The following is a 16176-nucleotide window of genomic DNA, read 5'->3' on the forward strand; positions in this document are numbered from 1 at the left end:
ATGGTGTGGTCCTTGTAAAATGATGGCTCCCCATTTCCATCAAGTGGCAAAACAAAATCCATATGTGATTTTTGCAAAAATTGATACAGAGGCGAATCCTCGATTGAGTGCTGCATTTTATGTTCGCAGTATTCCAACTCTGGTATTAATGAATAAAACCAATGAATTGGCTCGAGTAAGTGGTGCATTGCGTGCACCTGAATTACAGCAATGGTTAGATCAGCAGCTGCAACAGCACAAAGGAAATTAAAATGACGGAACGTGTGAACCATCCAGAAGGGACATTGTCTCTTCAAAATATTGCGATGCCAGCTGATACGAATTGGAGTGGTGATGTATTTGGTGGTTGGATTGTATCGCAGATGGATTTGGCAGGTGCGATTCACGTTGAGCGTTTAACGAAAGGTCGTTGTGCGACGATTGCTATCAATCAGATGAGCTTTTTAGTTCCTGTAAAAGTTGGCAACGTCATTAGTTCTTATACTAAAATTTTAAAAGTAGGAAATACTTCTGTTCAGGTTCAAATTGAAGTTTGGATCAGTCATGATGACTCTCGAGAACCAGTTCGTATCACAGAGGGTGTTTTTACCTTTGTCGCTGTTGATGTAAAGGGTAATAAACGCTTAATTAGTGAAGAAATTAGGCAGGCCTTTTTAGCATCTCAATCATGAAGTTAGATCTTAATCAAGACGTGAGTTCTTAGTTGAATTTACGTTGATATTTCCATCATATTTTAGAGAAGACGGTTCAATGGCTGAAGAATTGATTTTGCAACAAGGTCAAAAAGCTGAGCAATATCAAAGTATCATTCCTCAGATTCAGGCAATTATTGAAGATGAAACTGATGTAATCGCAAATTTAGCCAATATTTGTGCTGCTTTAAAACAGCAATTTGATTGGTTTTGGATCGGTTTTTATCTTGTTAAAGACAATGAGTTGGTCTTAGGCCCATTTCAAGGGCCGATTGCTTGTACCCGTATAGCAATCGGGCGTGGTGTTTGTGGTAGTGCATGGCAGCAACAGCAAGTGATTATTGTGCCTGATGTAGATCAGTTTCCTGGGCATATTGCATGTAGTTCAGCATCACGTTCAGAGATTGTATTACCGATCATGAAAAATGGTGAGTGCTTGGGTGTACTTGATATTGATAGTAGTGAATTAAATCAGTTTGATGAAGTGGATGCTAAATACCTCAAACAATTGATTGCTATGATTGAAAACTTTATGTAAATAAGACTTTCATAAAAGCCCAATTCAGTTTGGGCTTTTTTAACTCTACTGGTTAGAACATCGTATTGGCGTTTTGACTCTTTTCTGGAATCGTTTGGATAACATCCCAATGTTCCACAATTTTCCCATTTTCTACTCTGAAAATGTCAATAATTGCTCTACCGCGATCTTGCTCATTTTCTGTAGAATGAACATGTAGCGCCACTAGATTTCCTTCAGCAATTGCTCGTTTGATCGTGTTTTTTGCTTGAGGATTATTTTGAAACTTTTGAGTAAAAAAATTCACAAACGGTGCTTTACCATCAGGGACATTGGGATTGTGTTGAATATATTGATCGCCGATATATCGATCAGCATATGTTTTAACTTGATGTTTTAAGAAAACACCTTCGTAAAAATCAATCACAATTTTTTTATTCTGTTCTGCAAGATTGCTATTGGATCGCGTGGAAGAGCTTTGTTGATTTGAATTATGTGATAAAGGCATGTTAGTACAAGCCGTTAGCGTAAGAATGCTTAGAATTGTTGGAACAGCAAGTATTTTTTTCATGGTATCAACTCAAGATACAAAATGATTCTGTATCTTGAGCATAATAATGACCTAACTGTAGTTTAGATCAGTTATGATTTTTTTCGTTTAGGTAACCAAGCCCAAAGCATTTGACAGTGAATTGGTTCATTCGCTGAATCATCAATGACAGTGACTGGGATCAATAACTCGCCTTTTTCATTATCAGCAATAAACTTTTGTTGATCTGCTGATAATGTTGCTGTAGCCGTCAAACCGCCTTGTGCAACTTTTAAGTAGTCTACATGTAATGATTTAATCAATAAGATACGATCATCAGGAATATGTAGACCTGTTAAAAAACCTGTTGCTGTCTCAGCTAATAAAGCCATTGCCGCTGCATGAACACCTTTAATATGGTTTTGCATATTGCGTTGGTTTTCAATACGAACAGTGACATGATCTTTATCCACTTCTAAGTAGCGAATATTTGCAGTGCCAACCATTGGAACAACACGTCCAAAAGCTTTGCTCCAAAGTGTGCTACGAATGCCTTTTGGAAATTTAGAAGTGGTTTTAACCAACGTGTAAAGACGGTTATCTTTTGCCATAGCGAACCTAAATCTTAGTCTTTGAAATTATTGAATTGGAGTGGTAGACCAAATTGTTGTTCACGTAAAAAGTTCATGACTTGCTGTAAAGTATCGCGCTTTTTATCTGTGACACGGATTTTGTCTCCTTGAATAGAAGATTGCGCTTTGATGCCACTTTCTTTAATGGCTTTATTAATTTTTTTTGCAGTATCTGAGTCAAGACCGTCTTTAAGTTTGATTACTTGAACAACATTTTTGCCTGAAGCTGACGCTTTTTGTGGATCAAGTGCTTGCACATCAATTTTACGCTTATAAAAATGATTTTCGAGCATGGTATAGACTTGTTCACATTGGAAGTCACTTTCAGTTGAGATTTTGATTTCTTTATTTTTTTCATTTAACTCGATCGAAACGTCTTGTCCACGGAAGTCAAAGCGTGTGCCAATCTCTTTTTGCGTGTTTTGTACCGCATGATTGACTTCAAATAACTCTAATTCAGAAACAATATCAAAAGAAGGCATGGTTAGACCTTTACAAAGGGAAAGAATATTTGAGATGCTAAGGGGGTTTTCTTCATTTGCCAAGTGTTGTTTACATCAAAGGAGTGCGCAATGATCCGTAAACAAGAAATTACAACATTTGAGTTCCCAGAAGGCGCAGTCATTTGGGATGTCCGCGATACTAAAGCCTACACTGAGGCTCATGTCAAAGGGGCGGTGAATCGCCCAATTGCCGAGATTACGTCGGATAGTTTGACTCAAGTTGCAGCGGATCAGCCGATTTATATTCTGTGTGGCGGTGGTAGTAAAGCACCACGTGCTGCGGAATTGTTAGATGGTTTTGATGCTTCTCGTGAATACGTTGTATTGATGGGAGGCACACGGGCTGCGCGTGATGCTGGCTTGCCATTAGAGCAAGGCGCTTAAGCATTAGCATTTGCCAAAATACATCTGTATTTTGGCAAATCAAGAAGTATGAAAATAGTAAAAAATTAAAAGAATAATTTAGCCTGAATAATACGGCTTCTTCGCTTTGACTTTCTTCTGAAATCTCTCTGGACTTAACTTGTTTAGCAATGTTTGTGGTATTGGGCAAAGCTCACCAAGCACTAATGCTGCTAATACTTCACTGCATAATGGTGCAAATAAAAAACCTTTTGATCCTAAGCCTGCAAAAGTATAAGTCTGTTCATGATTCTTCATTTTCCCAACGAGTGGAAAATAGTCTAGGCTCTGCGCACGAACAGAAGCGCGTCCTTGCCATTTTTCAATGAATGGAAGTTTTTCTGCATAATCAGGAAAGACACTGTGGATAAGTTCGTAGTTATGCACATGATCTTCTGCTAATACTTCAGCATCATCTCGATTGGGATAAAATGATGCGCCTAAAATTAATTGAGACGGATTGAGCTGCATACAGTAACCGCCATAACTATAGGCTTCATCTAACGTTAAAGGCTGTTCTACATTTTCAACCCAACTGACTTGTCCTCGAATGGGTTTTAATACTGGATAATCTTCGAAAAGCTCAGCACTTTGCTTGGCACAGCAGACAATCGTATGATCAGTGGTTGCAAGATGAACTTGATCTTGCCAAAGCTCAGTGTGTGAGTTCATTTCTTTCACAGCAGAAATTTGAGCAATCACCAACTGAATATTCGGATGTTTTAAAATTTCATCTCGAAGCTGGTGTGGAGAAACAGCGCCCGCATGGTGTAAGTTTAAACTTGGAAACTTAGATTGCAGCGTGAGTTCATCCGCTGTATGTATTGATAATACATCTTCTGGATATTGCTCCGCTAAATCAAGCAATTCATCAGCATTTTTTAAAGCGAGTTGATGAACTTGAATCGAGCGAAACGCTTTAAAACTTGAATAAAATTTCAAAGCTTGTTGCCAACTCAGCGTCATAAGATGTTCATGCGCTTGTTCAATAGGACATAGTTTGGGGTTGAGCAGCGCAAGCGGATTACCTGATGCACCTGAAAGCGGCTCATTTTGCTCGTAGATAGTCACTTGATGTCCACGCTGAGCAAATGCCCATGCCGTGGTTAAACCTGCGATTCCTGCGCCTATAATGGCGATTTTACGTTGGGTTTTGTTTGGTATTTCCTCTAACGAAATTTGATCGCTAACAATTGCATTTGAATCAGTATTTTCAGTTTTAGTTGGAGCTAACCAAATAGCTTTCAGCATTTCTCGTTTATGCCCAAAACCACGCGGGCGATTAATTTGAACGCCATGTTGTTTCAGTCCACGCTTGAGCACACCTGCAACACTAAAAGAGGCAAAAGTAGTGCCATAATCAGATAAACGGACGATATGATTGAGTACATTTTCTTGCCACATATCTGGATTGCAAGAAGGAGCGAAGCCATCGAGAAACCAAGCATTTACAGCTTGTGTTTTCGGAATACTCGGAAAAATATCTTGTGCATCACCCAACCATAAATCAATACTAAAACGCTCTTCAGGAAAGCTCAGACGATGGCAACCCGCAATCGGCAAAGGATATTGTTGTATGAGTTTGTCTGCCAAAGGTTTAAGTTCTGGCCAAACATTCAGTGCTCGGATAAGGTCTGCTTTACTCAGCGGAAACTTTTCAACGCTGATCGTATGCAAATGGCTGTGATTGTTCGGGCGAATTTGTTGCCAAAGCTGCCATAAGGTTAGAATATTTAAGCCTGTCCCAAAGCCTGTTTCACCTACACAAAAGTATTCAAAATCTTTGAGTTGGGAAAGACGTTCGCTGAGATCATTGCCATTTAGAAAGACATGGCGTGTTTCAAGCAAACCATTATCTTTGGAAAAATAAACATCGCCAAATTGTTTTGAAATGGGAACTTCAATACCATCGACGAGTTCCCAATCGAGTTCAGCTGTTTGTAGTTTTGATGAATGTGACATAGATGAAAATATTGAGTTTTACCACTGGCGACGGCGTTTGGTATAAACATAACTCGCAATAAAGAAACCAAGAATCACACCTACCGCAATGGTCATCGCACCATATAAGAACATTTGCGCACTGCGTTCACTTTGTAGAACTTGAACTTGAACCGTTAAATTATCATTTTTTAACTGTAATTCTTGATTCTGTGCGAGGGCTTCAAGATTGGCATGTTCAAGTTGCTTTAAACGGTTATTTTGATCTTGAATCAATGCTTTAACTTTGGTTTCTTGCTGTTGTTTCGCTTTAGCAATTTGCTCTGCTGTTAAAGGTTTAGCAACGGTGTTGCTTATAATCGGAGCTGTCGTCGAACTTGGTTTGGGTTGCGTCGTATTAACTGATGCAACTGGTGTTGTGGCGGGTGCTGTTGGTTCGACAGCCCATGTTGCAGAACTGAGTAAACATAAAGCAAATAAGCTTTTAACTGCGATTTGCATAGATCAACCTTTTGGAAAAGCTTTGTTAAAAGGTTTTACTTCAATATGTGAGTAAATTCCTTCTTTTAAAAATGGCTCTTCCTCAATCCACGCATCGAGAGCTGCACGATCATCGAATTCGACAATAATTGTACTACCGAGAAAGCCAGCCTGAGGGTCATTTGGGTCTTTAGGATGTGCACCAGCAGCAATTAAACGACCTTCATCATCTAATTTTTGCAGACGGTCTACATGTTGAGGACGGGTCGCTAAACGTTTCTCTAAAGTACCTTCATGATCAGTACAAGTCAGCACAAAATATGGCATAGCAGTAGCTCAATGATTCAAGATCTAGTCAGTGGTTTTAAAATGCTTTCTTAAGCAAAATAGTATAACAGCTAGGTAACTGATAGAAACGATAATATCGCCGAAAGCGGTGAATTCACCCCAATATTTACCCTGCATAAATACGAAACCAAAGAAGAAGTGTAAAGTAGCTAACAAAAAGAACTGTCCACACCATGCCCAGTTTAAATGCATCCAACCTTGTGGGCTGAGTTCCAGCAATGAACCTAATAGCTTTTGGATGATTGGCATTCGCTCTTTATTAAATAAAGGAGTAACTAAGAAACCTATTCCGATACCGACATTGATAATGACTGCTTTCATTTTGATGTAAGTGACATCGCTGAAAACTAATGTAATTCCACCAAAAACGACCGACATCACCACAATAAACCACTGCATTTTTTCCAATTTAAACTTTTGGAAAAAGAATAGGCAGCCATAAACCACCAAAGTTGAGATCAACAATGCACAGGTTGCAACTAGAATGTGGTTTTGATCCGTATTTCCCGCACTACCGACAAGTTCTAATAGGGGATGATGACTATCTTTAGGATCAGTGGTTTTATAAAAATAAAAGAAGATAATCAGCGGAAGGTAGTCGAGCAACGCTTTCATGTTACAGTACGGAGATGAAATAGGTCAGATAGCATAATACAAACCATGTTCGGTGTCGATTTACATACACATACCCTCATTTCTGATGGGACGTTTTCACCAGAACAATTGGTGCAGGCAGCTGTTGATCTAAAAATTGATCTTTTGGCGATCACTGATCACGATACTATGGATGGCTTAGAACGCGCTCAGCGTTATGTGCTTGAACAGGTTCAAACACCTGATATCAAAATCGTTTCGGGTGTAGAAATATCAAGTCAGTGGTCACGCTCAAATACTAAAAAAAGTTATGGTGTGCATATTGTTGCACTTAATATGCAAGATGAGACACCGATCAAAGCGATGTTAGAAAATCAAAAAAAGATTCGTGCAGAACGTGCAAAAGTGATTTGTGGACTATTAGAAAAATGTATAGGTTTTGATATTTATCCAGATGTGGTGGCTAAAGTAGATGGACATGCTGATCGAGTAACGCGGACTCACATTGCAAAAACACTGGTGGAAAAAAATATTGTCAGTCGTCCACAACAGGCATTTGATCGTTTCTTGAAAGAAGGCAAAAAGGCGTTTGTAAAGTTTGAGGGTATTGGGCTTAAAGAAACCATTGAAGTGATCCATGCAAGTCAAGGGCTGGCAGTGTTAGCGCATCCAACCCGTTATGATTTATCTGCGACCAACATTCGTTATTTGATTGAGTTATTTGCATCATTAGGTGGGGATGCCGTGGAGTTACCTCCAAGTATAGAGCCTGCGTCAACACGACAAATGGTAGACCGTATGATAGAGCAATTTGATCTCGCCGTTTCGATTGGTAGTGATTTTCATGGTGACAATATGCCTTGGATTAAATTGGGGCAAACACCAAGAGTGAAAGAAGGGCAAAAAGGGATTTGGGAACGTTTTAGGTAGTTTTCTGCATTATTGAATGATTTGTTTGAGGTAATCATTTTGGAAATAGTCGGTTAAATAATTGAGAAGCTGTTGAACCTTAGGTGGAACAAATTCTCGATTGGGTAATACTACGTAAATTGCTGTTGGTTCAACTTGATATTCCTTTAATACTTGTACCAGTTTTCCTGTTTTTAAATCATCCTTTACATGCCAAATCGAGTGATTGGAAATTCCCAAACCATTTAAAGCTGCTTGCCTGATACCTTCACCTGAATTTGAGGTGAAATAGCCATGTACCGTGATCTGTTGACGATCACCCTTTGCATCAACAAAATCCCAATGATCTGTTAAGCCATTTTCGTGCTGCTGTAAGATGCAGCGATGTGAACGAAGTTCAGATAATGTTTGAGGCTCGCCGTAATGTTCAATATATGTAGGTGAGGCACATAATAGGCGCTGGTTAGGTGTTAGTAAGCGTGCAATTAAACTAGAACTTTTGAGTTTGCCAATACGAATCGCCAAATCCATACCATTTTGAATTAAATCAATATTTTGATCATTCATATCTACATAGATTTTTAATTCAGGATGTAATAATGAAAACTTTGCGATAACTTCCGTTAAGACTTTTGCCCCAAATGTAGCTGAAGTCGATATTCTCAATGTACCTGAAAGCGCTTGATCTTTGAGTTTCAGTGATTCATTTAAGCTTAAAAAGTCATGAATCCAAACCTTTCCATGTTCAAGTAGTTTCGCCCCCTCATCTGTAAGGGTTAATTTCCGTGTTGTGCGATGAAAAAGTCTGAGCTGAAGATTTTGTTCGAGACGTTGAATACGCTGGCTTGCTACTGATACAGAAATATTGGCCTCTTTAGCGGCTTTACTTATAGAGCCGAGATCAGCGACGCGAACAAAAAATTGAAAATCTTCTGTATTCATTATCAATAAAATCGGAAAAGTATTTTTCGATTATCGTGGTTTTTAATGTAAATCGATAAGGATATTTTGTATCTAGATCAATGATGGTTGTAGAGGTTCAAAATGAAATATCACTTATTGGGAAATTCAGGTTTACAAGTCTCTGAACTTGGTTTTGGTGCAGGAACATTAGGTGGGAAAGGACAAATTTTCTCAGCATGGGGACAAGCAAATCAGGCTGAAGCAAATCAAATGATTCAATTGTGCTTAGATGCGGGGATTAATTATTTTGATACAGCCGATGTTTATTCTGATGGCGAATCTGAACGAATGCTTGGAAAGGCGTTGGCGAAAGAGCGCCACAAAAATATCATTTCAACTAAGGTCGGCATTCGTAGCTCAGATCATCTGAATGATGTGGGGTTCAGTCGTAATTATTTAAAATACGCCGTTGAACAATCATTGAATCGTTTAGGAACAGACTATATTGATGTTTTACAACTACATCAGTTTGATAGTTTTACTTCTTTACACCAACTAATGAAAACACTTGATGAATTAGTTCGAAGTGGCAAAGTTCGATATATCGGGGTTTCAAATTTTTCTGGTTGGCAATTAATGAAAGCCCAAGCAATTGCGGATCAATACGGCTATGAGAAGTTTGTGGTCAATCAGGTTTACTATTCATTAATTGGTCGTGATTATGAGTGGGAGTTGATGCCACTAAATGATGATCAGCAGATCAGTGCTGTAGTTTGGAGTCCATTAGGATGGGGACGTTTAACAGGTAAATTTGATCGAGAGAATCCTATTCCTTGTGAGAGCCGTTTACATGATACCGCTCAGTTTGCACCTCCTGTAAATGAGGAACATTTATATCGTGTCATTGATGTTTTAAAAGCAATTGCGGAAGAGACTGGATATTCGATTCCACAAATCGCATTAAACTGGTTGTTACAACGTCCTACAGTTTCAAGTGTATTGATTGGGGCGAGAAATGAGGCTCAATTGCTTGATAATTTAAAGGCGAAAGAGATTCAATTATCTGTTGATCAGATTCAACGATTAGATCAATTCAGTGAAGTTTATCCACCTTATCCTTATTACCCTTACTGGAATGGACAATTCACTGAACGGTTTAAATCTTTAGTGGATTCACAATATATTTAAGTCAACAGACCCTAAACTGCTCCTCATTTAATTTTAAATAAATGAGGAGCAGTTCATTACAACAAATTATGATCTTGTGCTTGAATTGGTGGTGGTGTCGGGCGACCTAATGTACCCAATAATTCAATTTCAATTGAACGAACCATTGCGTCTAAAGGTAAGTCATTACTCTGCGTCCCAAAAGGTTCTTCAATTTCAGTGCTGAGCGCATCTAAGCCTAAGAATGTATAAGCTAAAATACCAACTAAGAGAGGTGTCACTAAACCGAGTAGAGACCCCAAACTGAACGGTAACATCACACAAAAGAAGTAAACGGTGCGATTCAGCAAAACCGAATATGCAAAAGGAATAGGTGTATTGGCGATACGATCACAGCCTGTTTGCATCTCACTTAATGCCGCAACGTGCTGGTTCATTTGCGTATAAATGATGTCTGTGATTTCACCTTCTTTAAGTGCTTGTAACAACTCCCATTGAATTAAGCTCAACGTATATTGAGGCGCATTATGTTGCTGATAAAGCTGAGTCAGTGCTTGTTGGCTTAATCCACTGGTTTCAGTGAGTTCGGTTGGATTCACAGTTTGATGGCGTAAACGATCTCGCAACACATTTGCAAAAACAATGACATGTTGAATAATACGCTCACGTCGACCTTGCGAGAGAATACGGCAGTCTCGATCAAAATGACGTGCTGTCGCGATCAAAATTCCCCACAATTTTCGTGCTTCCCACCAGCGTTCATAGCAGGCTGTATTTTTAAAGCCAAGGAAAATTGAAAGGACTACACCAATTAAAGTAAAGCCAACCAATGGTATTTCTGGAAAGCGAAATAGATTGATATATTCAACGCCACCAATGATGGCAGAGATCAACATTACAAAGCCTAAAGACGGCAAAATTTTGGGTAAAATCGTCCCGCGCCATGAAAATAGAACTTTAAAAATACTTGGCTGGTCACGGACAATCATGTTTTTTGAATCATTAATTTTATGTGTTGATGTTCAGGTCAGATTTGAGCTTTGTCAAGACCAGATTGCTTGATTTTCATAGGTGTGAGCAGTTGTTGTTCAGAAAAAGAAAAATGCGAATCGGGTGAAATAATAAAGTGATCAATCAGGTGTATTTCGAGCAACTTGCAGGCTTGTTTAAGTTGTTGGGTCAGATAAATATCTTCAGGTGATGGTTGTGCAATTCCATAGGGGTGATTGTGGGCAATCACCATTTGACTTGCTTGTTGTTGCAATACATAACGGAGGGTTTGATTAATTGAAACACTGCAACTGTGCTGTGATCCAAAAAATAGTTTTTTAAAATGTAGTTTTCGGAGTTCTGCATCGAGACATAAGACTGCGAAGACCTCTTGCTTTTCACCTTGCAACTCATAACGTAAATAATCCAGCACCAAAGTTGATGTATTCAGGCATAAGCGTTGTTGATGAAAATAATTGTTGAGATATCGCCGTCCAAGTTCTTTGACGGCCATGAGTTGAGAATACTTGGTTGAAGCAATACCATTAAATTGTGATAACTCTTCAAGTGATGCATCAAAGATGGGGTTGAGACCACCAAAATGTTGAATAAGGATTCGCGCTAGTTCGACAGCAGAGTGTTGCTTGGAGCCTGAGCGAAGAAAGATCGCAAGTAATTCTGCATCCGACAAACTCTGTGCCCCTTGAAGCAGTAAACGTTCTCTTGGTCGTTCTTGTTCTGGCCATGCTTTGATGGATTGTTTTATCTGTTGATTCATTTTTATTCACATAATTTTTTTATGGTGATGATTTTTCCAAGCACACTGCTTGGGTATGCGGGTATTTAATGATATTGTGAGCGCCACTGCAACAGAAAGGTAAACTGTTTGTGAGCTTTGATCTAAGTGTTATTCCCCATAAAAACATTATATTAGCGGTTACAGGTGGTATTGCTGCCTATAAAAGTGCCATTTTAGTTCGTCGTCTAAAAGATTATGGTTTTGATGTCCGCGTGGTCATGACACATGGCGCACAAGCTTTTATTACGCCTTTAACTTTCCAAGCACTTTCTGGAAATCCTGTACATACAGAATTGCTAGATCCTGAAGCTGAAGCGGGAATGGGGCATATTGAATTGGCGCGTTGGGCTGATTTGATTTTAGTTGCGCCTGCAAGCTGTGACACGATTGCAAAATTTGCCAATGGTTTGGCGGATGATTTATTAAGCACCTTGTATCTTGCAACCAAAGCGCCTGTGTGGGTTGCACCTGCCATGAATCAGCAAATGTGGGCAGCTAAAGCAACACAACGTAATTTACAAACACTTGTTGAGGATGGTGTGCATGTCATCATGCCTGATGCAGGTGAGCAAGCCTGTGGTGATGTGGGTTTAGGCCGTATGCCTGAACCTGAAGATATTGCGCGTCAAGTGGCTGCTTATTTCCACAAAGCACAACGTGCGATTGCAGAGAAATTTGGTTTGTTAGCGGGTAAACGTGTGACCATTACGGCTGGTCCAACGCGTGAAGCAATTGACCCTGTTCGATATATTTCTAATCACAGTACAGGGAAAATGGGTTTTTCTTTGGCAGCAGCATGTTATGCCGCGGGTGCAAAAGTCACTTTAGTTGCTGGGCCTGTGAGTTTGGATACTCCAAATGGTGTAGATCGAATCAATGTGAAGTCTGCAATGCAAATGCTTGATGTGAGTATGGATCAACTCAAACAAGGTTGTGACATCTTCATTGCGACGGCTGCTGTAGCAGATTATCGTGTTGCCGAAGTAGCTGAGCATAAAATCAAAAAAGCAGGTGATGAGCTTGCAGTTTCATTGGTGAAGAATCCAGATATTGTCGCAACGATTGCGCAACAGCAAGAACGTCCATTCATGGTGGGTTTTGCTGCTGAAACACAAAATGTTGAGCAATATGCTGCTGGAAAACTGGTTGCCAAGAAACTCGATATGATTGCTTGCAATGACGTGTCTCGCCCAGATATCGGTTTTGCATCTGATGAAAATGCGATGACTGTATTTTTTGCGCAGTCTTACCATATGGAAAAGCGTGAGTTAGAAAAAGCATCGAAACAAGAGATTTCACAGCAATTGGTTGAAGCAATTCATGATGCTTTGCTGCAAAAATAATTAAATCGTTCTTTTATCAAAATGCAACGAAATCGTTGCATTTTTTATGTATGCTCAACGCATAGAGCATTTAAAATTTGAACGTCCATTTGAGTTCAAATCATGATGTTCAATCAATCATAGCCACAGTTTTGATAGGGATATCCTAATGATGAAAAAAACTTTAGCCACCGCCGTTATGTTGTCATGTTTTGCATTTAGTAGCACTGTTATGGCTGCTGGTTTAGAAGATGATATGAAAACTTTAGGTAAAAATTATAAGGCGTTTAACCAAGCGACTAATCCGCAAGCTGCGACAGCTGCATTAAATAATATGCGTAGCGCAGCGGCTCATTCAAAACAATATAAGTTGGCTCCAAATACCACAGATAAAGTCACTAGCTCACCTGCTTTGTTTGAACAAATTATTGTGGAGATTGATAAAGCGAAAGTACTTGTTCAAGCTGGCAAGTTAGATGAAGCGAAAAAACAAGCCAAAAAAATTGCTGAACTACGTGATCAAGGACATAAACATTACATGCATTAATTGATGGAGAGTCGATGCTCTCAATCATGAAGCTGTACTCAAAGGAGTGCAGCTTTTTTTTATTGCTTTAATACCGCGAAAATCAAAATGTAGACTCAGCATGATTCGGATTTTCACTGAATTCTAAAGTTGATACAGTAAAATAAGAAATGATGAGAGGTGGTGAAATGTCCTCGCAACAACACTACGAGCGTATTGCTCAAGCAATTGACTATATTCAACAGAATTTTCAACAGCAACCGCAGTTAGACGATGTGGCAGCCTATGTGCATCTGAGTCCAGCACATTTTCAAAGGCTATTTACTGAATGGGTCGGCACGAGTCCGAAAAAGTTTTTGCAATATATCAGTATTGAATATGCCAAGAAGATTTTAAAACAGGATACAACTAGTATCTTGGATGCAACATTTGAGACAGGGCTTTCAAGCACCAGTCGATTACATGATTTATTTATTCAAATTGAAGGTATGACGCCTGCTGAATATAAAAATGGCGGGCAAAACTTAACTATTCATTATCATTTTGCAGAAACTTTGTTTGGTCAGGTTCTGATTGCCTCTACGGATAAAGGGATTTGTGCACTGACATTTGTAGATCAAGCAAGTGAAGCATTGGCACATTTAAAAGCTCAATTCCCTCAAGCGGCATTTACTGAGCAAACTGATTATTTTCAGCAAAATGCGCTTGCGCTGTTTCAAAAAGATCGAGATCAATTTGCTGAAATTAAACTGCATTTAAAAGGTACGCCATTTCAGCTCAAGGTCTGGCAGAGCTTACTCAAAATTCCTATGGGGCAGCTTTCGACCTATGGTGAGTTAGCACATGCAATTGATCATCCAAAAGCAGCGCGTGCAGTAGGCACGGCAATTGGACGTAATCCTGTGGCATTTTTGATTCCCTGTCATCGTGTGATTCAGTCTACGGGTGTATTTGGAGGATATGAATGGGGAACAACACGTAAGACCGCATTAATCGGTTGGGAAGGGGTTCAGGCACATGCCACAATTTGAATCTGCTCAGATCGAAAGTGTGATTGAAAAAATTAGGACTGCTGATTGGAGTCAGATCAGTGATCAACTACATCAGCAGGGTTTTGCAACGATTCAAAATGTACTTTCAGCACAACAATGCCAAACACTTCGAAATGCGTATGTAGATGAATCGTTATATCGTAAAACAGTCAATATGCAGCGTTATCGATTTGGCTTAGGTGAATATAAATATTTTAATTATCCTTTGCCAGATTTAATCCAACAGATGCGACGTGAAATTTATTCTTTTTTAGTTCCTGTCGCAAATGCGTGGTTTGATGTCCTCGGTTTAGGTGATCCATTTCCAAAAGCACATGAAGAATTGTTGAAACAATGTCAGCAACATCAACAAACCAAAGCAACGGCACTGATATTGAAATATCAGCAAGAGGGTTTTAATACCTTACATCAAGATATTTATGGTGATGTGTATTTCCCACTGCAATTGGTGATTGTTTTAAATCAGCAAAATGAGGATTTCATTGGTGGTGAGTTTGTTATAACGCAGCAAAATCCTCGTGCTCAGTCTAAAGCAATGGTATTACAACCCAATCAAGGTGATATTTTGATTTTCACCACCCAGTTTAAACCTGAACAAGGAGTTCGAGGCTATCATCGTGTGAATATGAAGCATGGTGTCAGCACTGTTTTGCAAGGCGAGCGTTATAGTTTGGGGATTATTTTTCATGATGCTGTGAGTTAGTGTGATGTGGCAGCATATTGATTTAGAGCAGAGCGATTTACGACAGAAACTAAAACGCGGTGAAATTCGTTTTGCTGGAAATCGTCAATTGAAAATCTATGGCACTTTGACATGTCATTCGGGTAAGCGCATGATGAAAACGAATCGTGTCTTTTTTACAGATGAAAGTGAAGCTTTAATGCAAGGTTATCGACCTTGTGGACATTGTATGAAAACAGCATATAAGAAATGGAAAAATGCAATTATTTGATATTGAAGCTGACCCAAAGCAAAACCATTTACCTTATGACGGTACAGTAAATTACTACGGCAAAGTCGTATCATCCCAGCAAGCTGATCATTACTTTGATGTGTTGTTACGCAGTATTGAATGGGAAAATGATCAAGCAGTCATTTTTGGTCGTCAAATCATCACGAAACGAAAGGTCGCGTGGTACGGTGATCGTGGCTATGAATATACCTATTCGAATGTAAATAAATATGCTTTAGCTTGGACGGACGAATTAATAGAACTTAAAGCTTTAGTTGAACAATTGTCAGGTGAAACATTTAATTCATGTCTTCTCAACCTTTACCATACAGGTGAGGAGGGGATGGCTTGGCATAGTGATGGGGAAATTGATCTTAAGAAAAATGGCGCAATCGCTTCGCTAAGCTTTGGGGCAGAACGAAAATTTGCATTTAAACATAAGCAAACCAAAGAAAAAGTTGAACTGTATTTGGAACACGGCAGCCTACTAGTGATGAAGGATACAACTCAAAGTTATTGGTTACATCGCTTGCCACCTACCAAGAAAGTCAGCACTGCACGCATTAACTTAACGTTTAGAACGATTGTTGAATGACATAAAAAAAAGGACTGATATTCAGTCCTTTTTTGTTGCTATCGCAATAACGATTATGCTTGACCTTGCGCATCAGCATCCGCTTGTAAGCGTTGCATATTTGCTTCAAATTCAGCATCAAAGTTAATTGGTGTAAGCAATAATTGAGGGAAGCTACCCTTAGTCACTAAATCGTTCACCGCTTCACGTAAGAATGGGAACAAGATATTTGGGCAGTAAGCACCTAAGATGTACGGAAGACGGTCTTCTTCAAAGCCATCAACCAAGAAGATACCTGATTGAGTTACATCAACGATGAACGCAGTTTCATTTTCGTTATTTG

At 39.2% G+C, this 16176-nt stretch carries 23 protein-coding genes; 12 read left to right on the forward strand and 11 right to left on the reverse strand.

What is annotated here, in order from left to right; all coding sequences use genetic code 11:
* The 3 genes from B4237_RS10720 to B4237_RS10730 form a co-directional block, all read left to right on the forward strand.
* Nucleotides 1–250 (forward strand): thioredoxin family protein (locus B4237_RS10720; protein WP_286943057.1); only part of this gene is annotated, 250 nt, incomplete at its 5' end.
* A gap of 1 nt (nucleotide 251) precedes the next feature.
* Nucleotides 252–671, forward strand: a complete 420-nt coding sequence (locus tag B4237_RS10725) for an acyl-CoA thioesterase (protein ID WP_061515968.1) — start codon at nucleotides 252–254, stop codon at nucleotides 669–671.
* Between the two features lie 79 nt (nucleotides 672–750).
* Nucleotides 751–1230: a GAF domain-containing protein gene (locus B4237_RS10730; RefSeq protein ID WP_007479349.1), complete on the forward strand. Its 480-nt coding sequence runs from the start codon at nucleotides 751–753 to the stop codon at nucleotides 1228–1230.
* Between the two features lie 52 nt (nucleotides 1231–1282).
* Here the strand turns inward: B4237_RS10730 and B4237_RS10735 are convergent, their stop codons facing one another.
* The 3 genes from B4237_RS10735 to B4237_RS10745 all read right to left on the reverse strand — a co-directional run bounded on the left by B4237_RS10735 (nucleotide 1283) and on the right by B4237_RS10745 (nucleotide 2852).
* On the reverse strand, nucleotides 1283–1780 hold the full coding sequence (locus B4237_RS10735; RefSeq protein ID WP_136459402.1) for a nuclear transport factor 2 family protein: 498 nt from the start codon (nucleotides 1778–1780) through the stop codon (nucleotides 1283–1285).
* 71 nt (nucleotides 1781–1851) lie between these two features.
* On the reverse strand, nucleotides 1852–2349 hold the full coding sequence (locus B4237_RS10740) for a DUF4442 domain-containing protein (RefSeq protein ID WP_004881600.1): 498 nt from the start codon (nucleotides 2347–2349) through the stop codon (nucleotides 1852–1854).
* A 14-nt stretch (nucleotides 2350–2363) separates the two neighbouring features.
* Nucleotides 2364–2852, reverse strand: coding sequence for a YajQ family cyclic di-GMP-binding protein (locus B4237_RS10745; RefSeq protein ID WP_004881601.1), 489 nt, complete (start codon nucleotides 2850–2852; stop codon nucleotides 2364–2366).
* A gap of 90 nt (nucleotides 2853–2942) precedes the next feature.
* Between B4237_RS10745 and B4237_RS10750 the strand changes: the two genes are divergently transcribed.
* The gene (locus B4237_RS10750; RefSeq protein WP_007479352.1) at nucleotides 2943–3257 is read left to right on the forward strand and encodes a rhodanese-like domain-containing protein; all 315 of its coding nucleotides are present in this window, start codon (nucleotides 2943–2945) and stop codon (nucleotides 3255–3257) included.
* A 78-nt stretch (nucleotides 3258–3335) separates the two neighbouring features.
* On the opposite strand, the gene mnmC is transcribed toward B4237_RS10750, so the two are convergent.
* The 4 genes from mnmC to B4237_RS10770 are packed head-to-tail and all read right to left on the reverse strand — an operon-like array spanning nucleotide 3336 to nucleotide 6659.
* The gene (gene mnmC, locus B4237_RS10755) at nucleotides 3336–5237 is read right to left on the reverse strand and encodes an FAD-dependent 5-carboxymethylaminomethyl-2-thiouridine(34) oxidoreductase MnmC (protein ID WP_278596327.1); all 1902 of its coding nucleotides are present in this window, start codon (nucleotides 5235–5237) and stop codon (nucleotides 3336–3338) included.
* 18 nt (nucleotides 5238–5255) lie between these two features.
* Nucleotides 5256–5717 (reverse strand): hypothetical protein, encoded by a 462-nt coding sequence (locus tag B4237_RS10760; RefSeq protein ID WP_278596326.1) that lies wholly within the window; start codon nucleotides 5715–5717, stop codon nucleotides 5256–5258.
* A gap of 3 nt (nucleotides 5718–5720) precedes the next feature.
* Entirely contained in the window at nucleotides 5721–6023 is a 303-nt protein-coding gene (locus B4237_RS10765; RefSeq protein WP_007479355.1) for a YciI family protein, read from the reverse strand.
* Nucleotides 6024–6047: 24 nt separating this feature from the next.
* Nucleotides 6048–6659: a septation protein IspZ gene (locus B4237_RS10770; protein ID WP_278596325.1), complete on the reverse strand. Its 612-nt coding sequence runs from the start codon at nucleotides 6657–6659 to the stop codon at nucleotides 6048–6050.
* Between the two features lie 45 nt (nucleotides 6660–6704).
* On the opposite strand from B4237_RS10770, the gene B4237_RS10775 reads away from it, so the two are divergent.
* Nucleotides 6705–7568, forward strand: a complete 864-nt coding sequence (locus B4237_RS10775; protein ID WP_278596324.1) for a PHP domain-containing protein — start codon at nucleotides 6705–6707, stop codon at nucleotides 7566–7568.
* A gap of 9 nt (nucleotides 7569–7577) precedes the next feature.
* Here the strand turns inward: B4237_RS10775 and B4237_RS10780 are convergent, their stop codons facing one another.
* Nucleotides 7578–8489 carry a LysR family transcriptional regulator gene (locus tag B4237_RS10780; RefSeq protein WP_278596323.1) on the reverse strand — a complete coding sequence of 304 codons (912 nt, stop codon included), beginning with the start codon at nucleotides 8487–8489 and terminating at the stop codon, nucleotides 7578–7580.
* Between the two features lie 102 nt (nucleotides 8490–8591).
* On the opposite strand from B4237_RS10780, the gene B4237_RS10785 reads away from it, so the two are divergent.
* Nucleotides 8592–9638 (forward strand): aldo/keto reductase, encoded by a 1047-nt coding sequence (locus B4237_RS10785; RefSeq protein WP_278596322.1) that lies wholly within the window; start codon nucleotides 8592–8594, stop codon nucleotides 9636–9638.
* 56 nt (nucleotides 9639–9694) lie between these two features.
* Here the strand turns inward: B4237_RS10785 and B4237_RS10790 are convergent, their stop codons facing one another.
* Nucleotides 9695–10606: a bestrophin family protein gene (locus tag B4237_RS10790; RefSeq protein WP_004881618.1), complete on the reverse strand. Its 912-nt coding sequence runs from the start codon at nucleotides 10604–10606 to the stop codon at nucleotides 9695–9697.
* A 38-nt stretch (nucleotides 10607–10644) separates the two neighbouring features.
* Nucleotides 10645–11385 (reverse strand): RadC family protein, encoded by a 741-nt coding sequence (gene radC / locus B4237_RS10795; RefSeq protein ID WP_278596321.1) that lies wholly within the window; start codon nucleotides 11383–11385, stop codon nucleotides 10645–10647.
* A gap of 110 nt (nucleotides 11386–11495) precedes the next feature.
* Here radC and coaBC point away from each other — a divergent pair, with 110 nt between their 5' ends.
* From coaBC to B4237_RS10825, 6 genes are all read left to right on the forward strand, one after another.
* Nucleotides 11496–12749, forward strand: coding sequence for a bifunctional phosphopantothenoylcysteine decarboxylase/phosphopantothenate--cysteine ligase CoaBC (gene coaBC, locus B4237_RS10800; protein WP_061518843.1), 1254 nt, complete (start codon nucleotides 11496–11498; stop codon nucleotides 12747–12749).
* Nucleotides 12750–12897: 148 nt separating this feature from the next.
* On the forward strand, nucleotides 12898–13275 hold the full coding sequence (locus B4237_RS10805; protein WP_061396862.1) for a cytochrome b562: 378 nt from the start codon (nucleotides 12898–12900) through the stop codon (nucleotides 13273–13275).
* A gap of 167 nt (nucleotides 13276–13442) precedes the next feature.
* A complete protein-coding gene (locus B4237_RS10810; protein ID WP_278596320.1) occupies nucleotides 13443–14285 on the forward strand; it encodes a methylated-DNA--[protein]-cysteine S-methyltransferase in 843 nt (280 codons plus the stop codon).
* The gene (locus B4237_RS10815) at nucleotides 14272–15009 is read left to right on the forward strand and encodes a 2OG-Fe(II) oxygenase (RefSeq protein WP_278596319.1); all 738 of its coding nucleotides are present in this window, start codon (nucleotides 14272–14274) and stop codon (nucleotides 15007–15009) included. The genes B4237_RS10810 and B4237_RS10815 overlap by 14 nt, the downstream gene beginning before the upstream one ends.
* A gap of 4 nt (nucleotides 15010–15013) precedes the next feature.
* A complete protein-coding gene (locus B4237_RS10820) occupies nucleotides 15014–15259 on the forward strand; it encodes an Ada metal-binding domain-containing protein (RefSeq protein ID WP_007479367.1) in 246 nt (81 codons plus the stop codon).
* Nucleotides 15246–15854, forward strand: a complete 609-nt coding sequence (locus tag B4237_RS10825; protein ID WP_278596318.1) for an alpha-ketoglutarate-dependent dioxygenase AlkB family protein — start codon at nucleotides 15246–15248, stop codon at nucleotides 15852–15854. Before B4237_RS10820 ends, B4237_RS10825 begins: the two co-directional genes overlap by 14 nt.
* Before the next feature lie 53 nt (nucleotides 15855–15907).
* Here the strand turns inward: B4237_RS10825 and B4237_RS10830 are convergent.
* Nucleotides 15908–16176 (reverse strand): protein-export chaperone SecB (locus B4237_RS10830; RefSeq protein WP_286943067.1); only part of this gene is annotated, 269 nt, incomplete at its 5' end.

It is taken from the genome of Acinetobacter sp. UBA6526 (assembly GCF_002434875.1).
Classification (GTDB): domain Bacteria; phylum Pseudomonadota; class Gammaproteobacteria; order Pseudomonadales; family Moraxellaceae; genus Acinetobacter; species Acinetobacter venetianus.

What these genes read in the sequence shown, in the direction of transcription:
- B4237_RS10725 (WP_061515968.1), top strand. Translation starts at nt 252, where the DNA reads ATGACGGAACGTGTGAACCATCCAGAAGGGACATTGTCTCTTCAAAAT.
- B4237_RS10730 (WP_007479349.1), top strand. Translation starts at nt 751, where the DNA reads ATGGCTGAAGAATTGATTTTGCAACAAGGTCAAAAAGCTGAGCAATAT.
- B4237_RS10735 (WP_136459402.1), bottom strand. Translation starts at nt 1,780, where the DNA reads ATGAAAAAAATACTTGCTGTTCCAACAATTCTAAGCATTCTTACGCTA.
- B4237_RS10740 (WP_004881600.1), bottom strand. Translation starts at nt 2,349, where the DNA reads ATGGCAAAAGATAACCGTCTTTACACGTTGGTTAAAACCACTTCTAAA.
- B4237_RS10745 (WP_004881601.1), bottom strand. Translation starts at nt 2,852, where the DNA reads ATGCCTTCTTTTGATATTGTTTCTGAATTAGAGTTATTTGAAGTCAAT.
- B4237_RS10750 (WP_007479352.1), top strand. Translation starts at nt 2,943, where the DNA reads ATGATCCGTAAACAAGAAATTACAACATTTGAGTTCCCAGAAGGCGCA.
- mnmC (WP_278596327.1), bottom strand. Translation starts at nt 5,237, where the DNA reads ATGTCACATTCATCAAAACTACAAACAGCTGAACTCGATTGGGAACTC.
- B4237_RS10760 (WP_278596326.1), bottom strand. Translation starts at nt 5,717, where the DNA reads ATGCAAATCGCAGTTAAAAGCTTATTTGCTTTATGTTTACTCAGTTCT.
- B4237_RS10765 (WP_007479355.1), bottom strand. Translation starts at nt 6,023, where the DNA reads ATGCCATATTTTGTGCTGACTTGTACTGATCATGAAGGTACTTTAGAG.
- B4237_RS10770 (WP_278596325.1), bottom strand. Translation starts at nt 6,659, where the DNA reads ATGAAAGCGTTGCTCGACTACCTTCCGCTGATTATCTTCTTTTATTTT.
- B4237_RS10775 (WP_278596324.1), top strand. Translation starts at nt 6,705, where the DNA reads ATGTTCGGTGTCGATTTACATACACATACCCTCATTTCTGATGGGACG.
- B4237_RS10780 (WP_278596323.1), bottom strand. Translation starts at nt 8,489, where the DNA reads ATGAATACAGAAGATTTTCAATTTTTTGTTCGCGTCGCTGATCTCGGC.
- B4237_RS10785 (WP_278596322.1), top strand. Translation starts at nt 8,592, where the DNA reads ATGAAATATCACTTATTGGGAAATTCAGGTTTACAAGTCTCTGAACTT.
- B4237_RS10790 (WP_004881618.1), bottom strand. Translation starts at nt 10,606, where the DNA reads ATGATTGTCCGTGACCAGCCAAGTATTTTTAAAGTTCTATTTTCATGG.
- radC (WP_278596321.1), bottom strand. Translation starts at nt 11,385, where the DNA reads ATGAATCAACAGATAAAACAATCCATCAAAGCATGGCCAGAACAAGAA.
- B4237_RS10805 (WP_061396862.1), top strand. Translation starts at nt 12,898, where the DNA reads ATGATGAAAAAAACTTTAGCCACCGCCGTTATGTTGTCATGTTTTGCA.
- B4237_RS10810 (WP_278596320.1), top strand. Translation starts at nt 13,443, where the DNA reads ATGTCCTCGCAACAACACTACGAGCGTATTGCTCAAGCAATTGACTAT.
- B4237_RS10815 (WP_278596319.1), top strand. Translation starts at nt 14,272, where the DNA reads ATGCCACAATTTGAATCTGCTCAGATCGAAAGTGTGATTGAAAAAATT.
- B4237_RS10820 (WP_007479367.1), top strand. Translation starts at nt 15,014, where the DNA reads ATGTGGCAGCATATTGATTTAGAGCAGAGCGATTTACGACAGAAACTA.
- B4237_RS10825 (WP_278596318.1), top strand. Translation starts at nt 15,246, where the DNA reads ATGCAATTATTTGATATTGAAGCTGACCCAAAGCAAAACCATTTACCT.